The 17,014-nt window shown below is 40.8% G+C and carries 16 protein-coding genes and 1 riboswitch; of the genes, 8 read left to right on the forward strand and 8 right to left on the reverse strand.

The window, feature by feature from the left end:
• The first annotated feature begins 11 nt into the window (after positions 1-11).
• Together ACFX4X_RS12455 and ACFX4X_RS12460 are read left to right on the forward strand one after the other, a co-directional pair.
• Positions 12-1,628 carry a sensor histidine kinase gene (locus ACFX4X_RS12455; RefSeq protein ID WP_377383823.1) on the forward strand — a complete coding sequence of 539 codons (1,617 nt, stop codon included), beginning with the start codon at positions 12-14 and terminating at the stop codon, positions 1,626-1,628.
• Between the two features lie 4 nt (positions 1,629-1,632).
• A complete protein-coding gene (locus tag ACFX4X_RS12460) occupies positions 1,633-3,063 on the forward strand; it encodes a sigma-54-dependent transcriptional regulator (protein ID WP_284471936.1) in 1,431 nt (476 codons plus the stop codon).
• A gap of 54 nt (positions 3,064-3,117) precedes the next feature.
• Here ACFX4X_RS12460 and adhP read toward each other — a convergent pair whose 3' ends face one another.
• A complete protein-coding gene (adhP, locus tag ACFX4X_RS12465; RefSeq protein WP_377383892.1) occupies positions 3,118-4,131 on the reverse strand; it encodes an alcohol dehydrogenase AdhP in 1,014 nt (337 codons plus the stop codon).
• Positions 4,132-4,405: 274 nt separating this feature from the next.
• Here adhP and ACFX4X_RS12470 point away from each other — a divergent pair, with 274 nt between their 5' ends.
• A complete protein-coding gene (locus tag ACFX4X_RS12470; RefSeq protein WP_061461310.1) occupies positions 4,406-4,702 on the forward strand; it encodes a DUF3892 domain-containing protein in 297 nt (98 codons plus the stop codon).
• A gap of 85 nt (positions 4,703-4,787) precedes the next feature.
• On the opposite strand, the gene ACFX4X_RS12475 is transcribed toward ACFX4X_RS12470, so the two are convergent.
• Positions 4,788-5,600 carry a hypothetical protein gene (locus ACFX4X_RS12475; RefSeq protein WP_377383826.1) on the reverse strand — a complete coding sequence of 271 codons (813 nt, stop codon included), beginning with the start codon at positions 5,598-5,600 and terminating at the stop codon, positions 4,788-4,790.
• A 213-nt stretch (positions 5,601-5,813) separates the two neighbouring features.
• A complete protein-coding gene (locus ACFX4X_RS12480; RefSeq protein WP_089362538.1) occupies positions 5,814-6,335 on the reverse strand; it encodes a YbaK/EbsC family protein in 522 nt (173 codons plus the stop codon).
• Positions 6,336-6,494: 159 nt separating this feature from the next.
• Positions 6,495-6,539, forward strand: a riboswitch (PreQ1 riboswitch).
• Between the two features lie 6 nt (positions 6,540-6,545).
• Here ACFX4X_RS12480 and ACFX4X_RS12485 point away from each other — a divergent pair.
• The 5 genes from ACFX4X_RS12485 to ACFX4X_RS12505 all read left to right on the forward strand — a co-directional run bounded on the left by ACFX4X_RS12485 (position 6,546) and on the right by ACFX4X_RS12505 (position 12,472).
• Positions 6,546-7,031 carry a QueT transporter family protein gene (locus ACFX4X_RS12485; RefSeq protein WP_377383829.1) on the forward strand — a complete coding sequence of 162 codons (486 nt, stop codon included), beginning with the start codon at positions 6,546-6,548 and terminating at the stop codon, positions 7,029-7,031.
• 121 nt (positions 7,032-7,152) lie between these two features.
• A complete protein-coding gene (locus ACFX4X_RS12490) occupies positions 7,153-7,809 on the forward strand; it encodes a TVP38/TMEM64 family protein (protein WP_377383832.1) in 657 nt (218 codons plus the stop codon).
• Positions 7,810-7,924: 115 nt separating this feature from the next.
• A complete protein-coding gene (locus ACFX4X_RS12495; RefSeq protein ID WP_377383835.1) occupies positions 7,925-9,550 on the forward strand; it encodes a PAS domain S-box protein in 1,626 nt (541 codons plus the stop codon).
• A 612-nt stretch (positions 9,551-10,162) separates the two neighbouring features.
• Positions 10,163-11,791: a copper resistance CopC/CopD family protein gene (locus tag ACFX4X_RS12500; protein ID WP_377383838.1), complete on the forward strand. Its 1,629-nt coding sequence runs from the start codon at positions 10,163-10,165 to the stop codon at positions 11,789-11,791.
• A gap of 18 nt (positions 11,792-11,809) precedes the next feature.
• Complete coding sequence (locus ACFX4X_RS12505) at positions 11,810-12,472, forward strand: YcnI family copper-binding membrane protein (RefSeq protein WP_284471941.1); 663 nt, start codon at positions 11,810-11,812, stop codon at positions 12,470-12,472.
• A 47-nt stretch (positions 12,473-12,519) separates the two neighbouring features.
• Here ACFX4X_RS12505 and ACFX4X_RS12510 read toward each other — a convergent pair whose 3' ends face one another.
• The 5 genes from ACFX4X_RS12510 to ACFX4X_RS12530 form a co-directional block, all read right to left on the reverse strand.
• The gene (locus tag ACFX4X_RS12510) at positions 12,520-13,518 is read right to left on the reverse strand and encodes a S8 family peptidase (RefSeq protein WP_061461302.1); all 999 of its coding nucleotides are present in this window, start codon (positions 13,516-13,518) and stop codon (positions 12,520-12,522) included.
• 339 nt (positions 13,519-13,857) lie between these two features.
• Positions 13,858-14,364, reverse strand: coding sequence for an SEC-C metal-binding domain-containing protein (locus tag ACFX4X_RS12515; RefSeq protein ID WP_089362533.1), 507 nt, complete (start codon positions 14,362-14,364; stop codon positions 13,858-13,860).
• 199 nt (positions 14,365-14,563) lie between these two features.
• A complete protein-coding gene (locus ACFX4X_RS12520; RefSeq protein ID WP_284471944.1) occupies positions 14,564-15,133 on the reverse strand; it encodes a nitroreductase family protein in 570 nt (189 codons plus the stop codon).
• An 11-nt stretch (positions 15,134-15,144) separates the two neighbouring features.
• Positions 15,145-16,317, reverse strand: coding sequence for a toxic anion resistance protein (locus ACFX4X_RS12525; protein WP_089362531.1), 1,173 nt, complete (start codon positions 16,315-16,317; stop codon positions 15,145-15,147).
• Complete coding sequence (locus tag ACFX4X_RS12530; protein WP_061461298.1) at positions 16,314-16,970, reverse strand: 5-bromo-4-chloroindolyl phosphate hydrolysis family protein; 657 nt, start codon at positions 16,968-16,970, stop codon at positions 16,314-16,316. Before ACFX4X_RS12530 ends, ACFX4X_RS12525 begins: the two co-directional genes overlap by 4 nt.
• Positions 16,971-17,014 lie beyond the last annotated feature (44 nt).

Consider the following 17,014-nt stretch of genomic DNA (forward strand, 5'->3'; position numbering starts at 1 on the left):
AGGTGAAAGGCATGAATAAACTTGAATTGATAGATTTAATGACAGGTGTGAAATCTTCAAAAAAAACGTATTACACGGAACTTAAGAAAACCGTGGATCAGTTGAAGAAGAAAAATATGCAGCTTGAAATTATGAATGACATCACTAAAAATATGAATATTGAAATCGACATCCAGGAAATTCTCCGAAATGTCATTGCGAAACTCAAGCAGCTCATTACATTCGATGACAGTCATTTTGTCATATTGTATGAGGAAGAACCTGCCCTGCTTCATATCTGCCCCAATGGTCACTGCGAACTTGAAATGGATTCCAATAACCTGTTACACCCTTTTCAGGATTTCTCGTCCGTCTTGAAAGACAAGCAGCCCATTCAGGTGGAAGTTACACGGTTACCGGACTTCCCAGAAAAAGAACGTCTAATATCCCTTGAAATTGAAACACTTCTATTAGTCCCTTTGTACGGAAAAAGTAAAAAAATCGGAATCTGGACTTTCGGCAGGAAGAAAAAGAAAACATGGCATAAAGATGAACTGGATTTTCTTGAGCAACTATCCAATCAGCTTGCACTGACTTTGGAGAATGCCCAGCTTTATAAGGAAGTTCTTCATTCCAAACAGGAGTGGGAGGATACGTTCAAGGCAGTTGAAGATATGATCATCGTCTTTGATCACAAAGGATCTGTCTATCAATCCAATGATTCTGCCCGGGACTTTTCCGACTTGGTTCCTTTAATTGAAGCATCCCAATCTCTTATTCAAGATACCTTTTCATTTAATATACCAGGATTTCAGGAAATTCTCCTTCAGCATGATACCATCTTGGAAATGCATGCCTACCCGATTCAGAATAAGGAGCATCAAGTATATGGGGTCATTGCTTATTATAAAAATGTCACTGAAAGAAGACAAATGGAAGTCCAGCTATTACATGCCGGTAAACTTGGGGCGATTGGTGAAATGGCAGCAGGGATTGCCCATGAATTGAATAGCCCATTAACGGCCATTCTTGGTAACTCGCAGATTTTATTACGGAAAACCCCACAGGACAATCTGGACTATATGCTATTGAACGATATTAAGATTTGTGGTGACCGATGCAGGCAAATAGTGAAAAGCCTGCTTACCTTTTCAAGGCAGGATGAGTATAGATTCCACTATTACTCTGTTAACGAAGCAATTCACCAGGTTCTGAACCTTTTGAAGTTTCAACTTGGGAAGAAACAAATTTCCCTCCATCTTTCCCTTCAGGAAGACCTTCCGTTCATAAAGGGCAGCCAGCCTCAGATAGAACAGATCATCATCAACTTGCTATTGAATGCAAAGGACGCATTGGATGAGTCCGCTCTATCTGAAAAATCGATTGCGATCACTACCTATTCAGAAGACGAGTTCATGGTGATTCAGGTGATTGATAACGGAACAGGGATTGAAAAAGACCGCCTGCCCTTCATATTCCATCCCTTTCATACGACTAAAGATCGGGAAAAAGGTACAGGTTTGGGGCTGTCTGTAAGCCTTGGCATCGCCAAAGACCACGGAGGCAAGATCGACGTTTCGAGCACGCCAGGAAAAGGAAGCACTTTTTTCCTGAGGCTTCCCTTACAAGCAGAAGAGGAAAGGGGATGATAAGGTGATTCAGTTACTTGTGGTAGACGATGAGAAAGAAGTTGGGACTTTTCTTTCCCGCCTTTTTACGATGAAAGGTTACCTCGTACAAGTTGTGAACAGCGGGAAGGATTTTCATGAAATCGATTGGAATCAGCAGCGTTTTGATGTAGCAATGATAGACCTGAAGCTTCCGGATTGTGATGGCCTTTCCCTCCTGCAGCATTTAAAACAACAACAGCCGCGTTGCAAGGTACTGATCATGACCGGATACAGCACCGTAAAGACCGCTGTTGATGCAATGAAACTTGGCGCGAGTGATTTTATGGAAAAACCCTTTGCGGATATTGAAGTATTGGAAAGGCAGATTGACAACCTATTGAATGAAAATGAAGATTTGAATCAACATTTCATCCATAAGCTAGCCGAGGAATCAGGACTAATTGTCGGTGAAAGTACTTTAATGAAGAGTTTGATTGAAACGGCTTTCAAGGTTGCCCAAAAATCAGTCAATGTATTAATCGAAGGAGAAACCGGAAGCGGCAAAGAAGTGCTTTCACGCTTCATCCACTTAGCCAGCCCCCGTAACCATGGTCCTTTTATCGGCATCAATTGTGGAGCGATCTCTGAATCCCTGCTTGAAAGCGAATTATTCGGTCATGAAAAGGGGGCTTTCACCGGAGCGACCCAACTGAGAAAGGGTTTTTTCGAAATTGCAGGGAACGGGACGCTTTTCCTTGATGAAATTGCTGATGCAAGTCCGGCCATTCAAGTCAAATTACTTCGAGTTTTGGAAACGCGGGAATTCATGCGGGTTGGTAGTAGCGGGACATTACGGACGAACGCCCGTTTAGTGGCGGCCTCCAATGAAAACCTGCAGCAGGCAGTTGACAAAAAAACATTCCGGGAAGATCTATTTTATCGACTGAACGTTGTGACTCTAGAAATCCCGCCTTTAAGGAAACGTAAAGAGGATATTCCCCTGCTTGTCCGGCATTTGATTGAGAGAAATGGTCAGGGAGATATCTCTTTTTCCAATGTAGCCATTGAAAAGTTACAGCAACACAACTGGCCAGGCAACATACGCGAACTATCTAATGTGGTCATGCGGACGCTGACTCTCGCAGACCATAAGTCAGAAATAACCGCCAATGATATCTCACTAACTAACAGCCAGATTACTCCGAACAAGAAAGAGCCTCCGAATGAGACTGAGGCAACTGAAAACCTTCTTGAAGAGTGGCGAAAAAAGCTGGTGGCTGACTTTAATGAGAAAGATGAACTGATGCTTGAAGAAATCCTTACAGAAATCAAACAGCTTCAATCCACAATTGGAAAGGAACTCGTCTTGCAGGCGCTGAAAAAAACATACGGCAACCGGAATGAAGCTGCCAAACGCTTGCAGATATCCATAAGGAAACTGCGCTATATATTAAATGAGAAGAACCAGACATAAGACAAAAATACAAAAAAGGAGGATGCCCTTTTCTATGGCATCCTCCTTTTGTTCTTATTCTAAAGTCAATACGATGCGCCCGTTGATTTCTCCTTTTTCCATCATCGAAAACACGTCGTTGATTTCATCAAGTGTTCTTGTTTCAATATTTGTTCTTACTTTTCCCTCTGCAGCAAATTGAACAGCTTCCTGTAAGTCTTTTCTCGTGCCTACGATTGACCCTTTTACAGTTACCCCATTTAGTACTGTATCAAAAATCGGGATTGGAAGTTCATCATTCGGCAGTCCAACTACGACCAGTGTCCCGCCCCTCTTGACTGAACTGTATGCCTGTTCGAATGCCTTTTTCGTAACTGCTACAGAAATGGCTGCCTGCACACCACCAACTTTATCCTTTATGGCTTGTACAGGATCAGTCTTAAGCCCATTAACAGTGAAATCCGCCCCCAGCTCCGTTGCCAGATCAAGCTTATCATCTTGAATATCGACAGCAATGACATTAAAGCCCATCGCTTTCGCATATTGAAGGGCAACATGTCCCAATCCGCCAATTCCATAGATCGCTACCCAATCACCAGATTTCGCTTCTGATACTTTAAGTGCTTTATAAGTCGTTACACCCGCACAGAAAATCGGTGAAACTTCCGCAAAGTCTAGCCCATCAGGAACCTTCACCACATACTTGGCAGGTGCTTTACAGTATTCCGCATATCCCCCGTCCACGGAATAGCCTGCATTCAGTTGATCCAAGCAAAGCGTCTCCCTTCCAGTCAGACAATACTCACAATCGCCACAGGCCGAGTAAAGCCATGGGATCCCAACACGGTCACCTACTTTCAAGGAAGTTACGCCTTCTGCCACCTTTTCTATAATGCCTACACCCTCATGTCCAGGGATAAGCGGAAGTTTAGGTTTAACTGGCCAATCGCCATGTACCGCATGTAAATCGGTATGACACACGCCACATGCTTTAATTTTCACTAATATCTCACCATAAACCAAGTCTGGGATGGGTACTTCTTTAATCTCAAGTTCTTGGTTAAATTCATTGACGACTGCTGCCTTCATTGTCCTAATCTGTTGTTTTGCATTGAAAGTGCTTTCCCCTTGTTTTACATTCATGATTCATATTCCTCCCTTAATTAAGTGGATATTTTTTTACTACCACACATACAAGATGCAAGTGCCATGCCACTTCAAAAGGCCAAGACAACAGCATTCACTAAAAAAAAGTGCCGAAAAGTCGGCACTTCTGGACGAATTAACGGCTCAAGTCGGACGAAATCCGGTTTGTATATTGCAGACCAAATAGCTCACCCTATAAATAGGAGGTGTCTAAAACATGGACCAATTTGAAAAAGCCTATGAATCCTATAAACAGCAAGGAACACCGCAAGCAAACCAACTTGATTCAGCTGGAAAAGAAGAAATCATCGCCGTAAGGAAAAATGAAGAGGACAATATTATCGCCATCAAGACGGACTCCGGCCGCGAGCTCGACTACCCCACTGCCCTTTCGGAAGCCAAAGCAGGCAACCTGGCCAATGTTGACGTCTTTCATAAATATGGCCGTGACATATTGCGGAGTGAGCCCGATGGGATAAAAGAAAATAACCTGGATCAACTACCGGAGTTTTGAGTTTACGGGGAAACTGCCTGATATGGGCAGTTTTTTTCTGTCTGGATCTAAACGATAAAAAAGAACCAGCATGATAGCCGGATCCTTATTTTTCATACTGATAGGATTCAGAGATTTCGAGCAGTTGGCCACAGGACTCGACAACCTCAATGATTTCCATCCACGACATGTCCAGACCCAGTTCATTAGCATGGGAAATCTTATCACGTAATTTCCGGATGGCATTTGCATCCTTTTTCCCTTTACTTTTTGAAGGGATTTGGAAGAAACACCTCAGTTGTTTATCCTTATGTAGGATGTCGAATTTATCACTGATTTGCAGGCACTCTATTAAATTGATATCTTCATTTTTATCGATTCTCCTCCTATATAATTCGGTTGCTTTTTCTAAACGGTCTTCGCTGATCATTGGATGCCAGGTGCCATCGCCAAATCTATCCATGATGATATCGCTCATCCTCATTTCCAATAAGGTAATATATCCGAATATGAGCATCCTGATTGGAGGCTTTTGAAGGTCGGCATGGGTGATCAACTTTTTAATTGAATTATTCTCCAATACGAACACCCTTGTTTTATTCTTAAAAATATGGAGAAGCTGGATCAAAGGGGTTGAATCCGAAACCATTTCCCTTGGTGAAAAATTTCTTAAATATTCCGAAACGCTCCCTTCACCTAGTTCTTCCCTATCTATATATCCGATGATTTCTCCTTGATCTTGCACTGCCAATATATCAAAATTCTTTTTTTCCAGAGCTTTCTGGATATCCAGCGCCAGATCGTTTTTATGGCAAAACTCAAGCTCCTGGGCTATGCTCTTTACCGTAATATTTTCTTCATAAAGAGTTTTAAGACTAAGATAGCTGCTATTGCTTTTTCCATGGCTTCCAATTAACATCTTTCATCCTCCGCTTATGAACTTTCTGCACGTTTTACCAATCACGAACCGCTTTAAGAGCGATTGCCTCTTCAAAGTTTTGGAGCAATCGCATTCGAACAAGTTTATAAGGCTTTAACCGCTAACTGAATAATAAAATGTCCATGTCATCAATAAATAAAGTCCACTAAGTGGACTCAATCCCATTCATCTGGATCTTTTTGGCACCATAAATCAAATGCCATCAACAGCATTGCCTACCGCCGTTTCCTCATTCCCCTCTCCTTCCCAAGCCTTACAAACATCCACCCAACCCTTTGCTCCTGAATATTCAAATAATTCCGCGAGTGTAAGTTCTATTGCAGAGTTCGTACTGCCGCATGCCGGGAACAATGACTCAAAGCGCTTCATTGATACATCAAGAAAAACATCTAGATCGTTTGCAAGTCCAAATGGGCAAACTCCTCCGATGGCATGGCCCGTTTGTTCGAGCACTTCCTCAGGTGATAACATTCGTGCTTTGAATCCGAACACCTGACGAAATTTCTTATTATCCACTTTTGCGTCCCCTGCCGCTACAACCAAAATAGCATGTTCACCTTCCCCCCTAAAGGAAAGAGTCTTAGCGATCCGTGCTGGGATAACGCCGATGGTAACTGCTGCCTCAATCACCGTAGCACTCGATGTTTCGAACTCCATTACATCGCCTTCCCGGTCCCATTGTTTAAAATGGCTTTTGACACTCTCGATACACATATAATTTTCACTCCTTTGAAGTTCATACAAAAATAATATCATCCTTCATTACAATAAATCAAAATCCTTTTGGACTTCCCCTGCCTTATAAATACAACCATTCTTTACAAATTGACCAAACAAGCTTACATGAGATACTATTAATCTTCGGGCAAAAGCCTTAACGTGGTTCGTAACCATCCCACGATAAAAAACTAGGGAGAGAGTAAAATGAATGTTCGTACACTCGTGATAAACGGGTTATTGGCTCCCTTGTATGTGGCGGTCTCATTGGTGTTTAAACCAATTGCTTTTGAGATGTTCCAATTTCGTGTACCGGAAATGTTGAATCATCTGATTGTATTCAATAAAAAGTATATCTACGGTATCGTGGGCGGCGTCTTCATATCTAATCTGCTTTTTTCGCCGATGGTGCCATTTGATTTGATTTTCGGGGTAGGGCAATCCGTACTCGCCTTATTGCTTGTCATTTTTGTATCTCGGTCCATAAAAAGCATTAAAGGACGAATGATCGCCACGATTATCTTTTTCACATTCACAATGTTCTTAATTGCAATTGAACTGAACCTTGCCTTTGGCTTACCATTCTGGTTAAGTTGGATGACCACGGCTGTTGGTGAGTTCGTTGTCCTCTTGATTGGTGCGCCAATTATTTATGGAATGAACAAAAGAATTCAGTTTGAAAAGTGGCTATAAAGGAATCTTCGCGTCGTTAACCCACTATAATGTAAACAGAGCTGTCTGCATCATGCGACAGCTCTTTTTTCACCAATGAACTTGAAAATGATAAACTATTAGTCAGAATGGTGGTGACCCTTTGAAAAAAGTCCTGACTTTAACCGGTCTATTGGTAATGGTATTATTTATTTTTTTAAATGCAGAATTATTTACTTTGATTTGGAAAAGTGACTTGGATTCAGTTATTGGCATATTGATGGAAAACTTATTGCTTACATTTATTGTGACATTCGTATTGATGTTTGTCCAAAATTCATTTACAATCATCCCCTTAATATTGCTCCTGACTATCAATGTCACGATATTCGGATTCATATATGGCTACCTATGGAGTTGGTTTACAAGTGTTGTTGCGTCAGGGTTTATTTTTTATGCAGCAAGAAACTGGTTTCAGGAACTTCTTTTAAAGAAGATGGGCAAAAAGTGGCAAGAAACTGTTGTAGAGCATGGTTTCATGTACGTTTTTACCGGCAGGATTTTCCCGCTTATCCCAACAAGTTTAATTAACTTGGCAGCTGGAGTCAGCACCGTCACTTTCAAGGATTTTTTATTTGCTACGGCACTAGGCAACCTTATATACTTTTTCTTCCTATCTCTAATCCCATATGGATTCCTATCCGTTGAAATGAACCAATATACGCTAGCTGCACTTGCACTCCTTTTCTTACTATTTTTCATTATCTATAAGCGTGCAAAAAAGAAAAAGAAACTATCCTTATTCAGAAAAAACAGGTGACCGCATTGGCCCCTGTTTTTTTATTTAGGATTCTGCATATATTTTTTTTCGATAGTTTGTTAAAATGTGTATGTAATTTTACCTTTGAAATGTCTTAAAATCAGGGAGAATCTCCATGTCCAAACGCTCCATTTTAGCAATTTATATCCTATCCGGGATTCTTACACTAGTCGTGTTCGACTATTTTTTAACTACAAATATCCATAACAAAGAGTTCTTCATTCAACTTCAAAGAGCGGAAGGCATTTTTTTCCTTTTATCTATAGGCTTGATCTTATACCTTTACTTAGCTAAAAGGGAAGAATTCAAACAATTAAAAGAAGCGGAACAACGTCGGCGTACCCTCATCAATTCAATGGTGGATTTCGTTAACTTCAAGGATGGTGATGGCCGATGGCTTGAATCCAATGCCTTCGGGCTGCAATTATTTCAATTGGAGCATGTAGACTATAAAGGAAAAAAAGACAGAGAACTCGCAGAATACTCCGAATTTTATAAAGAGGCGTTGATATACTGTGAAGGTTCCGATGAAGAAACGTGGGTAAAAGGGGAAATCACAAGATGTGAGGAAATCATCCCTCTTCCCGACGGCAATCACAAGACCTTTGATACAATCAAAGTTCCTCTGTTCAATGAGGATGGTTCACGAAAAGGCTTAGTCGTCATTGGCAGGGATATTTCTGAAAGGGTTGTCGCGGAGAAACAATTATTCGATAGTGAACAACGCTATAAATCATTGTTTGAACACAATCCTTATCCGATGCTGATGCTTGATTTAAACGGATTGATCACGACCGTAAATCCAAGGTTTGAAACGGTAACAGGCTTTCAAAAAGAAGAAATACATGGTGCCTCATTCATTAATTTGAAATTTTCAGCAGAAGATGCGGATTTAATCCGTACATCTTGCCAATATGTCATGGAAAACCATAAGGGGATCAAAAAAGGGAAAGATATAGAATTCATAACGAAGTACGGGAAGTCCATCTTACTTTCATGTACGTTTGTCCCGATGATGGTTGGCGAAGATTTGGTCGGGATCATCACTTATGCTAAAGAGGTCACTCAAATTCGAGAAACCGAAGCACGCTTGAGAAGAACCGAAAAATTGTCGATAGTTGGCGAGCTAGCCGCAAGTGTAGCCCACGAAGTACGAAACCCGTTGACTTCTTTAAAGGGCTTCGTCCAGCTGCTTAAAAAGAGCGACCATCCCTATGAACAATACTACACGATTATGTTAAGTGAATTGGACCGGATCAATCTAATTGTAAGCGAGTTACTCGTTCTGGCAAAACCACAGGAACTTCCATTCAGCAAACATCAAATCATCGAACTGATGAATGATGTCAAAACATTGTTGAAACCAGAGGCGGACTCGTACCCCACCCAAATATCAATATCTGTTAAAAACGAAATACCGCTTCTGTTATGTGAGGCAAACCAATTAAAACAAGTATTCATAAACATGCTCAAGAATTCAATGGAGGCATCCGCCGATCACATTTTGATTGATTTCGAGCGCATGGACAATAACCTTTCCATTACCATCAAAGATAATGGAAGCGGGATAGAAAAAAAACGGTTAAAGCATCTTGGTGAACCTTTCTATTCTTCTAAAGAAAAAGGAACAGGGTTAGGATTGACAGTCAGCTGCCGAATCATTGAAGCGCACCGGGGGAAGGTCCGTTTTAACAGCGAACTAAACCATGGAACCGAGGTCCAAATCATTTTGCCCATATAAGTATAAATCGGAGGACAAGCCTTTATCTTGTCCTTTTTTGCAGGTTTCGGAACCATACTTGATAAAATTAAAATAGGGAGGTAAAGAAATCCTTGATTTCCCTCAAGAATGACACAGCCTCATCAGGTTGGTTCCCCTTTAAGTATCCTTTGCCCTCCTGCGTTATTGGATGTAACGGTCTCTGTTTTGCCAGCTGTACCCATTTGCGTTGCCTCAATTACCGCCTCTTTTTTTTGACATCATCCACGGTCTCTTCCTTATCCTTTTCCACATCCATATCCTTTCAGAAAAACAAGGACTACGTCGCTCCCGATCCTTTGAAACTGTAACTGAAATAGCCGTCTTTGCTTTATCCTTGAAAAATTACTTCTTAATCGGGTTTGCGCCACAGGCCTTTTGATTTATACGCAGGGGAATTACCACCAATATTTCCCATCCGATGTTTTATTGGCTATAATGGTGGAAGCTAGGCAAATCTAACCTTATTGTTATCACTTTTTTAGTGAACCTCTCAAACTGCCTTTAGATAACTAATTTATTTTCACTGTTTTTTCACATTTTCCTTTTATAATAAGCTTACATAATCTGATGAAAGGATGATGGCACACCAAGATGAAGAATTATTTATGGCTGGTAGTCAGCCTATTCAGTTTGCTTTTATACCCGGCAATGGCTTCTGGTCATGCTACAGTAATAAGCTCTAATCCTAGCCCGAATGAAGTGATGGATACTCTTCCTGAAAAGATCAGCATTCAATTCAGTGAGAATATACAACCAGCTTTCCATTCGCTTGAGGTATTCAGCCAAGATGGGGACAAAATTCAAATTCAAGATAGTGCAATCTCGGAACAAAGTGAAAAAGTACTGGAAGCTAAGTGGAAAGGCACTATTGATGAGGGGATTTACTACATAAAATGGAGAGTGGTTTCCAGCGATGGCCATCCCATTGAAGGGACAATCCCCTTTCAATTTGGAGATTCAACGGTCCTACCAAATCAAGAAATTTCCAAAGTGAACGCAGGTTTTCCGGATTCCATCACCGTTTTCCTGCAAAGTCTTCAATACATATGCTTCGCGGCCCTTACCGGAATCCTTTTTTTCCAATTATCTTTAATGAAGGGTTCTCGTCTTTTTGAAGCCAGCAGCAGGGCTCGTCTATACCTTTGGCTTTCATATGCAGGTCTAGCATTTTCCATCTTCTGCAGTCTGCCTTTAAAAGTGACGATTGACGCTGGTGTAGGTTGGGCGGATGCGTTTAATGGGACTTTTATAAAAGAAGTATTGAATGCTACAAGCTTCGGTACCATCTGGATCATAGAAATTCTATTGTTGCTCCTTCTGTTTTTAGTTATTTATTTCATGCTCGAGAACACACTGATTAAATCACTACCCTTCCTTTCTTTCATCATAATAGCAATCTTGATGGTTTGTAAGGCTTTAACTGGACATACGGCAGCTGTTCCTAATCAGGTTCTGGCCGTTTTGATGGATTTCCTCCACTTATTGTCCATGGCTTTATGGCTTGGCGGCCTTTTGGCCTTATTGGTTATTTTGCCTGGACTTGCTAATCGGCAGGCAGACGATAAGAAAACCTTTTACTGGTCAATCATTCAAAGGTTTTCCAGATGGTCGTTTCTGTTTGTAATCATACTGATCATTAGCGGGATCTATAGCAGTTTACAGCATGTACCGACTATCCATTCATTGATAAATACAACATATGGACAATTGTTACTTGCGAAAATTGGTCTCATGTTAGTCATGATCGTTTTAGGGGCCTTTCATTATTTCAGGGGGAAAAAGCGGGTTAAAAAACTTGGTTATAGTGTGGGAATGGAGTTTGGTTTAGGAATCGTCGTACTCATTGTTGCGGCTCTATTGACAAATGTCCAAACTGCCATGTCTTCTCCCGGTCCAATAGAGAAAACGTTACTGACTGAAGAAAATAATGAGGTCACATTAATGGTGACTCCGAATAAAGTCGGGGATAACCTGATTCAAGTAGATCTATCCAATGGAGGCAAGCCGATAGCTGAAATAGAACAGCTTACAATCACTATGCAGCCCGTAGATACCCCAGGCGGTGAGATAAAGCTGCAAATGAAGGAAAAAAGCACAGGTACATTTGCATCAAAGTCTATATTAACCATGCCAGGAAAGTGGAATATCCATATTCACGGATTAACTGATAGCCTGGATTCAATCAATGCTGATTTTACAATTTTCATAGGGAATTCATAACAGGAGGGATAAATACAAATGAAAAACATTTCAAAGCTTCTTATTTCCACATTTGCTGCATTATTCATTTTCTCTAGTTCTGCGTATGCACACGTTACGGTCAAGCCAACCTCATCTGCACCTGAGGCGTGGGAAACTTATACACTCAAAGTGCCCGTTGAAAAAGAGACTGCCACCACAAAGGTGACTTTAAAAGTACCTGAAGGGGTTACTTTTGAAAGCTATCAGCCTGTACCAGGATGGAAAGTGACAACCAAGGCTGACAAAGATGGGCATGTAAAAACGGTAACTTGGGCAGCAACTGAAGAAGGAATAACCGCTGGACAATTCCAGCAATTCTCATTCGTTGCCCAAAATCCTAAAGAAGAAACGAAAGTGGCCTGGGATGCATTTCAATATTACGAAGATGGTGAAATTGTTGAATGGAGCGGTGATGAAGGCTCAGACCTACCGCATTCTGTAACGGAAATTTCGGTAGCTCCCAAGGATGCTGCCGGATCTACGGACCATGGTCACAAAAATGAAGCAGACACTAATAATTCCAAGACTACTGACAATGCAAAGGATTCCGTAACAACAGAAGGTGATAGCAATCAAACGCTGATCATCACTCTGGCTGTCATATCACTAATTCTTTCCATTGTAGCGCTTTTTGCAGCTCTTAGGAAAAATAAAAAATAATCATTATGGAAGGTGCCCCAAGAATCATGGGGCACCTTTTTTCACTTCTAATTTTCCATGACTACCGATTTACTCGGAAACTGAAGGTTTTCTGATTTTATGGTAGTATTAATGGAATTTTCCACTCTTTGTTCCGTTATCGTTAGGTTAAGCATTCCATTGCCCTGTGCCTTTTTGCTTATTCCCAGGTCTTCCGTACTTTTCACTAACTGTGCATATAATTCCGATTCAGTTAATTCGCGGTCAAATTCCTTTTCCGCAATCACTTTCAAGAGGGCTGCTGCACCGCTTACATGAGGCGTAGCCATCGACGTTCCGCTCAGCCTTGCAAATTTATTTCCTGGATACGTAGAAAGAATACCAACCCCTGGCGCCACCAAGTCAATTTCATCATTTGTATTTGAAAAATCAGCTAAATTTCTATTTAAATCCACAGCTCCTACTTCCACTACCTCGGGATATGCTCCTGGATAATCCATTTCATCCGTTTCATGACGCCCATCGCCACTATTTCCAGCGGCGCAAACAACAAGGATATCGTTCTGAAGAGCCTTTTGAATGAGTTTGTGTTCAGCTTCATCCGCTGGGCCGCCTAGTGAAAGTGAAATAACAGAAACCTTTTCTTCATTAGGTCCCCGCCAATTGATTGCATACTCTAAAGCTCCATTAATCCAATCTATTTCGCCTTGCCCTTGACCATTTAAGGCCTTTAACGCTAATACGCTTGCTTTAGGAGCCACTCCAACTACACCAGCATTATTAACGGCGGCCAAAATTGTACCGCTCACATGTGTCCCATGTCCGTTATCATCTTGATAATCCCCGGTATTGGTAAAATCCTTCCCTCCGATGATTCTTTCTTTAAGATCTGGATGTCCTTTATCAATGCCTGTATCGATGACGGCAACTACCACACCCTCACCATAATTGCCTTTTTCCCAAATTGCCGGGGCCTTCACAAGCTCGACACCCTCAGGAATCTTCTCTTTAACCGTGTCCATTACTTCAAGTACTTTGTAAGGTATTAATCTTTTTTCTCTTGTCATTTGATTACCCCTTCCTTCGTTCAATAAGTTAAACTGCCAACAGTGTGGGGATTTTCATCCCGTCTGGTTGCCGTCTACCGTTGAAAGAGATGAGATCAAAAAACTCTTCTCCCTTATATATACCAGATTTTTAAAAATAAAAAAGAAGTTTTCGGAAAATTCCGTCTAAATAACTACTTTTTATTTCTTTTTCTTTTATTATCTGGTAATTCATATTATAGAACAAATGTTCTGTTTATTCTACATGTTTTTTATCAATTATCAAATTTCATTTTAAAGCTAAGCGCTTTTCGCAACTAAAAAAGAAGCGACCCCGAATCGAGTCAGCTTCCATGGATGTTAAGCTGCGCCACAGCATTTTTTGTATTTTTTCCCGCTTCCGCATGGACAAGGTTCATTTCTTCCAATTACTGGATTTTCATGGACGTGCGGCATTTTAGCTGCCTTGGCACTTTCCATGATAATTTGCGTGCCTTTTTCCTTCATTTGCTGATACCGCTGTTTAAATAACTCCATTACATCTTTACTGTACTTTAACGTATCTTCCGCGATATCCATCGCCTTTTGCTTGGATATATTATAATCCTCCAGGGCAAATTGATTATCCCTGAAAGAAACCCTAACTCCAAAATGCTGTCCAGCCTGTTTATTGGTCTTGCGCTCCTCAACGAATTCAAGGTATACTTCCTGGCAATCACAAGTCTGATGCATGCAATAATAATCATATATCCAATACGTTTTATCTTCATACTTACTCTTTAAAGCAATGCCATCCTCAACGCCAAAAACATCCAAATATTTAATCGCTTTTCCATCGAGGATCTCAAATGGATCAATCGTTCTCATCTATAGACACATCCTAATTCATCAAAGTTTATTCTTCCTATGTATTGTACAACCTAATTCATCAATCGTCACTTGAAACGAAGCCTGATGAGGCCAAATCCATTTCGTTAAAGCAGATATATGGAAGCCTTATTGAAGGCAAAAAAACAGCTGCAGCAGTGATTTTGCACTGCTGCAGCTGCCCCTAATCCTTAATCTTTCATCCGATCCAAGTGGTCAATTCATTAATCGGTGTTTTCTTAGCAGGTTTCGGCTCCATGTCAGGATAACCCAAGTATATGAAAGCCAGTATTTCCCCCTTTGAGGATAGCTTGAAATATTCCCGGACCTTTTCATGATAAGTTATTTTCCCCGTTCTCCATACTGCTCCCAGACCTAGGGAATGTGCAGCAAGAAGCATGTTTTGGATGGCACTGTTCACTGCCGCATATTCCTCGGAAACGAGGACATTTTTCTTATCACTAGGCTCTATGCCCACTGCGATAATGACAGGAGCCCTTAAGGGATTCTTTTTTTGCCTTTCAAGCTTACTGATTAAATTTTCAGGGGTATCATCAGAATTTTCAATTCTTGTTATTTCTTCGAATACCTGCCCAAGTTCATTTCTTCCTTCTCCTGTCAATACAAAAAAACGCCAGGGCTCCGTTCGGTGATGATTAGGTGCATATGTTCCAGCTTCTATGATTTGCTCGATCATTTCTTTAGGTACCGGATCTTGCTTGACGATTCCAATGCTTCTTCTCGTTTTTATAGCTTCAATAGTTTCCATTTTATCTCCCCTTATCCCTTTATTTCTAATAGTTTCTGTTTCAGTTCATTTTCCATTGACGCCAATTCCTGTTCGGCTTGTCGGCGTTTATGCCTGCCTTCTTCTTGAATCCGCATGGTCTCCTCAAGCGTAGAAATCAAGTTAGCTTGCGTATTCTTTAATGTTTCGATATCGACAAGTCCCCGCTCATTTTCCTTAGCCGTTTCAATGGTATTCGTTTTCAGCATTTCAGAATTCTTCAATAACAAGTCATTTGTAGTCTTGGAAACCTGCTTTTGCGCTTCTACAGCATGCCTCTGCCTGATTAAGGTCAATGCAATCGCAACCTGATTTTTCCAAAGTGGAATGGCCGTCATGATCGACGACTGTATTTTCTCGACTAGTGCCTGATTCGTGTTTTGGATCAGCCTGATTTGTGGTGCGCTTTGAATCGTGATTTCACGACTCAATTTCAAATCATGAAGCCTTTTATCCAACCGTTCAGCAAATTGCCGCATATCATTGACTTCTTGAAATTTCATTTGATCATTGCTTAATTCAGCGGACTTCCTTAGTTCCGGAATCGTTTTCTCATGGATTTCTTCGAGTTTGATTTCCCCTGCTGCAATATAAACATTCAAAGCCTGGAAATATTCTTTATTCGTTTCATATAGCTTTTCAAGGATTACAATATCCGATAACAGGATATTCTTGCTCCGGTCGAGTTTTACACTAATTCGATCAATTTGGGCCCCTGTTTTTTGATACTTGGAGAGCACCTCCTGTACAGATCCCGAGAGCTTCCCGAACATGCGTGCAAAAAATGAGGGCTTATCCGGTTTAAGCTCATCCGGGCTCAGCTCGTTTAACTTCTTCATTAAATCACTGATAATGTTGCCCACTTCACCTACATCTTTTTTCTGGACATGCTCAAGCATCGAGTTTGAAAAGGTCAGGAGCTTTGATTGGGCGGGTGTACCATAGGATATCATCGCTTGATGATTCGTTGGATCGATTTGTTCGGCGAGCTGATAAGCCTTTGCCCTGTTCTCTTCAGGAATGACATCAATCAGTTTAACCGGTTTCGCTTCCTGGGAAGATACTTTCTCAAGTTCCTGCACCCCATCGAATGGATTGGCTAAAAGATCATCGATCAAACTGGCGTTATTCGTTTTATTCAACAGGTTTGGATCATTGTTATTCATTTTAACCTCCTGCTTTCATCAATTACTTGTGACTCTTTTCTAGTTTTAATGGATTGTTTAGCAACGTCCAATTCGAAGTTAAGGTTATCGATATCATCGGCAATCACTTTATATAAATCCTTTTCTATCGTTTTAGTGAGTTCCTTTAAGGTTTTACGAGTTTCTGTTAAGGAAAGTTCAAGTTCCTTATTCTTTTTTGGCTGCTGTGATAAAAAAACATATTTCTCGGCGAGCTCCGTAGCTGAATCCAGATGCGAGTAATAAAATTGCTCCGCCTGGTAAAAGCGCTTCGGTTCTTTTTTCGTGAGACTATATATTTTCCTGATCATTTTAATCATATCCTTCCTCTGTTTAAAAGAAGAGATATGCCTGACCGAGATTAGTGCCTTTTGCACCCGCCATATTTTCGGTTTTGCTTCAATTAAATTTTTCTTTATATATTGGTATTCTTTTCTCGTCAATTCATGCTTTTTCAGGAATCTTGATGAAAAATAAACGGAACTTAACCAATAGGAAAGCGCCCCTCCTGCTAAGGATATGACAACAGATAGGACAAACGGTTGATTCAATCCAAAATAGCTAATCATCCAAAACGGCAAAACCATTGGAAATGCAATCAATATCGGAACAAAACCAGCAAGAAATCGATTCATTATCTTTACACTCCTGACTTACACTCTTTTCTATATATACGGAT

Source organism: Peribacillus sp. YIM B13481, from assembly GCF_042787985.1.
Lineage (GTDB): Bacteria > Bacillota > Bacilli > Bacillales > DSM-1321 > Peribacillus > Peribacillus simplex_A.

Excerpts from the sequence above, each read along its gene's own strand:
- ACFX4X_RS12495 (WP_377383835.1), top strand. The coding sequence starts at position 7,925 with ATGTCCAAACGCTCCATTTTAGCAATTTATATCCTATCCGGGATTCTT.
- ACFX4X_RS12515 (WP_089362533.1), bottom strand. The coding sequence starts at position 14,364 with ATGAGAACGATTGATCCATTTGAGATCCTCGATGGAAAAGCGATTAAA.
- ACFX4X_RS12530 (WP_061461298.1), bottom strand. The coding sequence starts at position 16,970 with ATGAATCGATTTCTTGCTGGTTTTGTTCCGATATTGATTGCATTTCCA.
- ACFX4X_RS12470 (WP_061461310.1), top strand. The coding sequence starts at position 4,406 with ATGGACCAATTTGAAAAAGCCTATGAATCCTATAAACAGCAAGGAACA.
- ACFX4X_RS12480 (WP_089362538.1), bottom strand. The coding sequence starts at position 6,335 with ATGTGTATCGAGAGTGTCAAAAGCCATTTTAAACAATGGGACCGGGAA.
- ACFX4X_RS12475 (WP_377383826.1), bottom strand. The coding sequence starts at position 5,600 with ATGTTAATTGGAAGCCATGGAAAAAGCAATAGCAGCTATCTTAGTCTT.
- ACFX4X_RS12525 (WP_089362531.1), bottom strand. The coding sequence starts at position 16,317 with ATGAATAACAATGATCCAAACCTGTTGAATAAAACGAATAACGCCAGT.
- ACFX4X_RS12500 (WP_377383838.1), top strand. The coding sequence starts at position 10,163 with ATGAAGAATTATTTATGGCTGGTAGTCAGCCTATTCAGTTTGCTTTTA.
- ACFX4X_RS12510 (WP_061461302.1), bottom strand. The coding sequence starts at position 13,518 with ATGACAAGAGAAAAAAGATTAATACCTTACAAAGTACTTGAAGTAATG.
- ACFX4X_RS12520 (WP_284471944.1), bottom strand. The coding sequence starts at position 15,133 with ATGGAAACTATTGAAGCTATAAAAACGAGAAGAAGCATTGGAATCGTC.
- ACFX4X_RS12485 (WP_377383829.1), top strand. The coding sequence starts at position 6,546 with ATGAATGTTCGTACACTCGTGATAAACGGGTTATTGGCTCCCTTGTAT.
- ACFX4X_RS12455 (WP_377383823.1), top strand. The coding sequence starts at position 12 with ATGAATAAACTTGAATTGATAGATTTAATGACAGGTGTGAAATCTTCA.
- adhP (WP_377383892.1), bottom strand. The coding sequence starts at position 4,131 with ATGAAGGCAGCAGTCGTCAATGAATTTAACCAAGAACTTGAGATTAAA.
- ACFX4X_RS12505 (WP_284471941.1), top strand. The coding sequence starts at position 11,810 with ATGAAAAACATTTCAAAGCTTCTTATTTCCACATTTGCTGCATTATTC.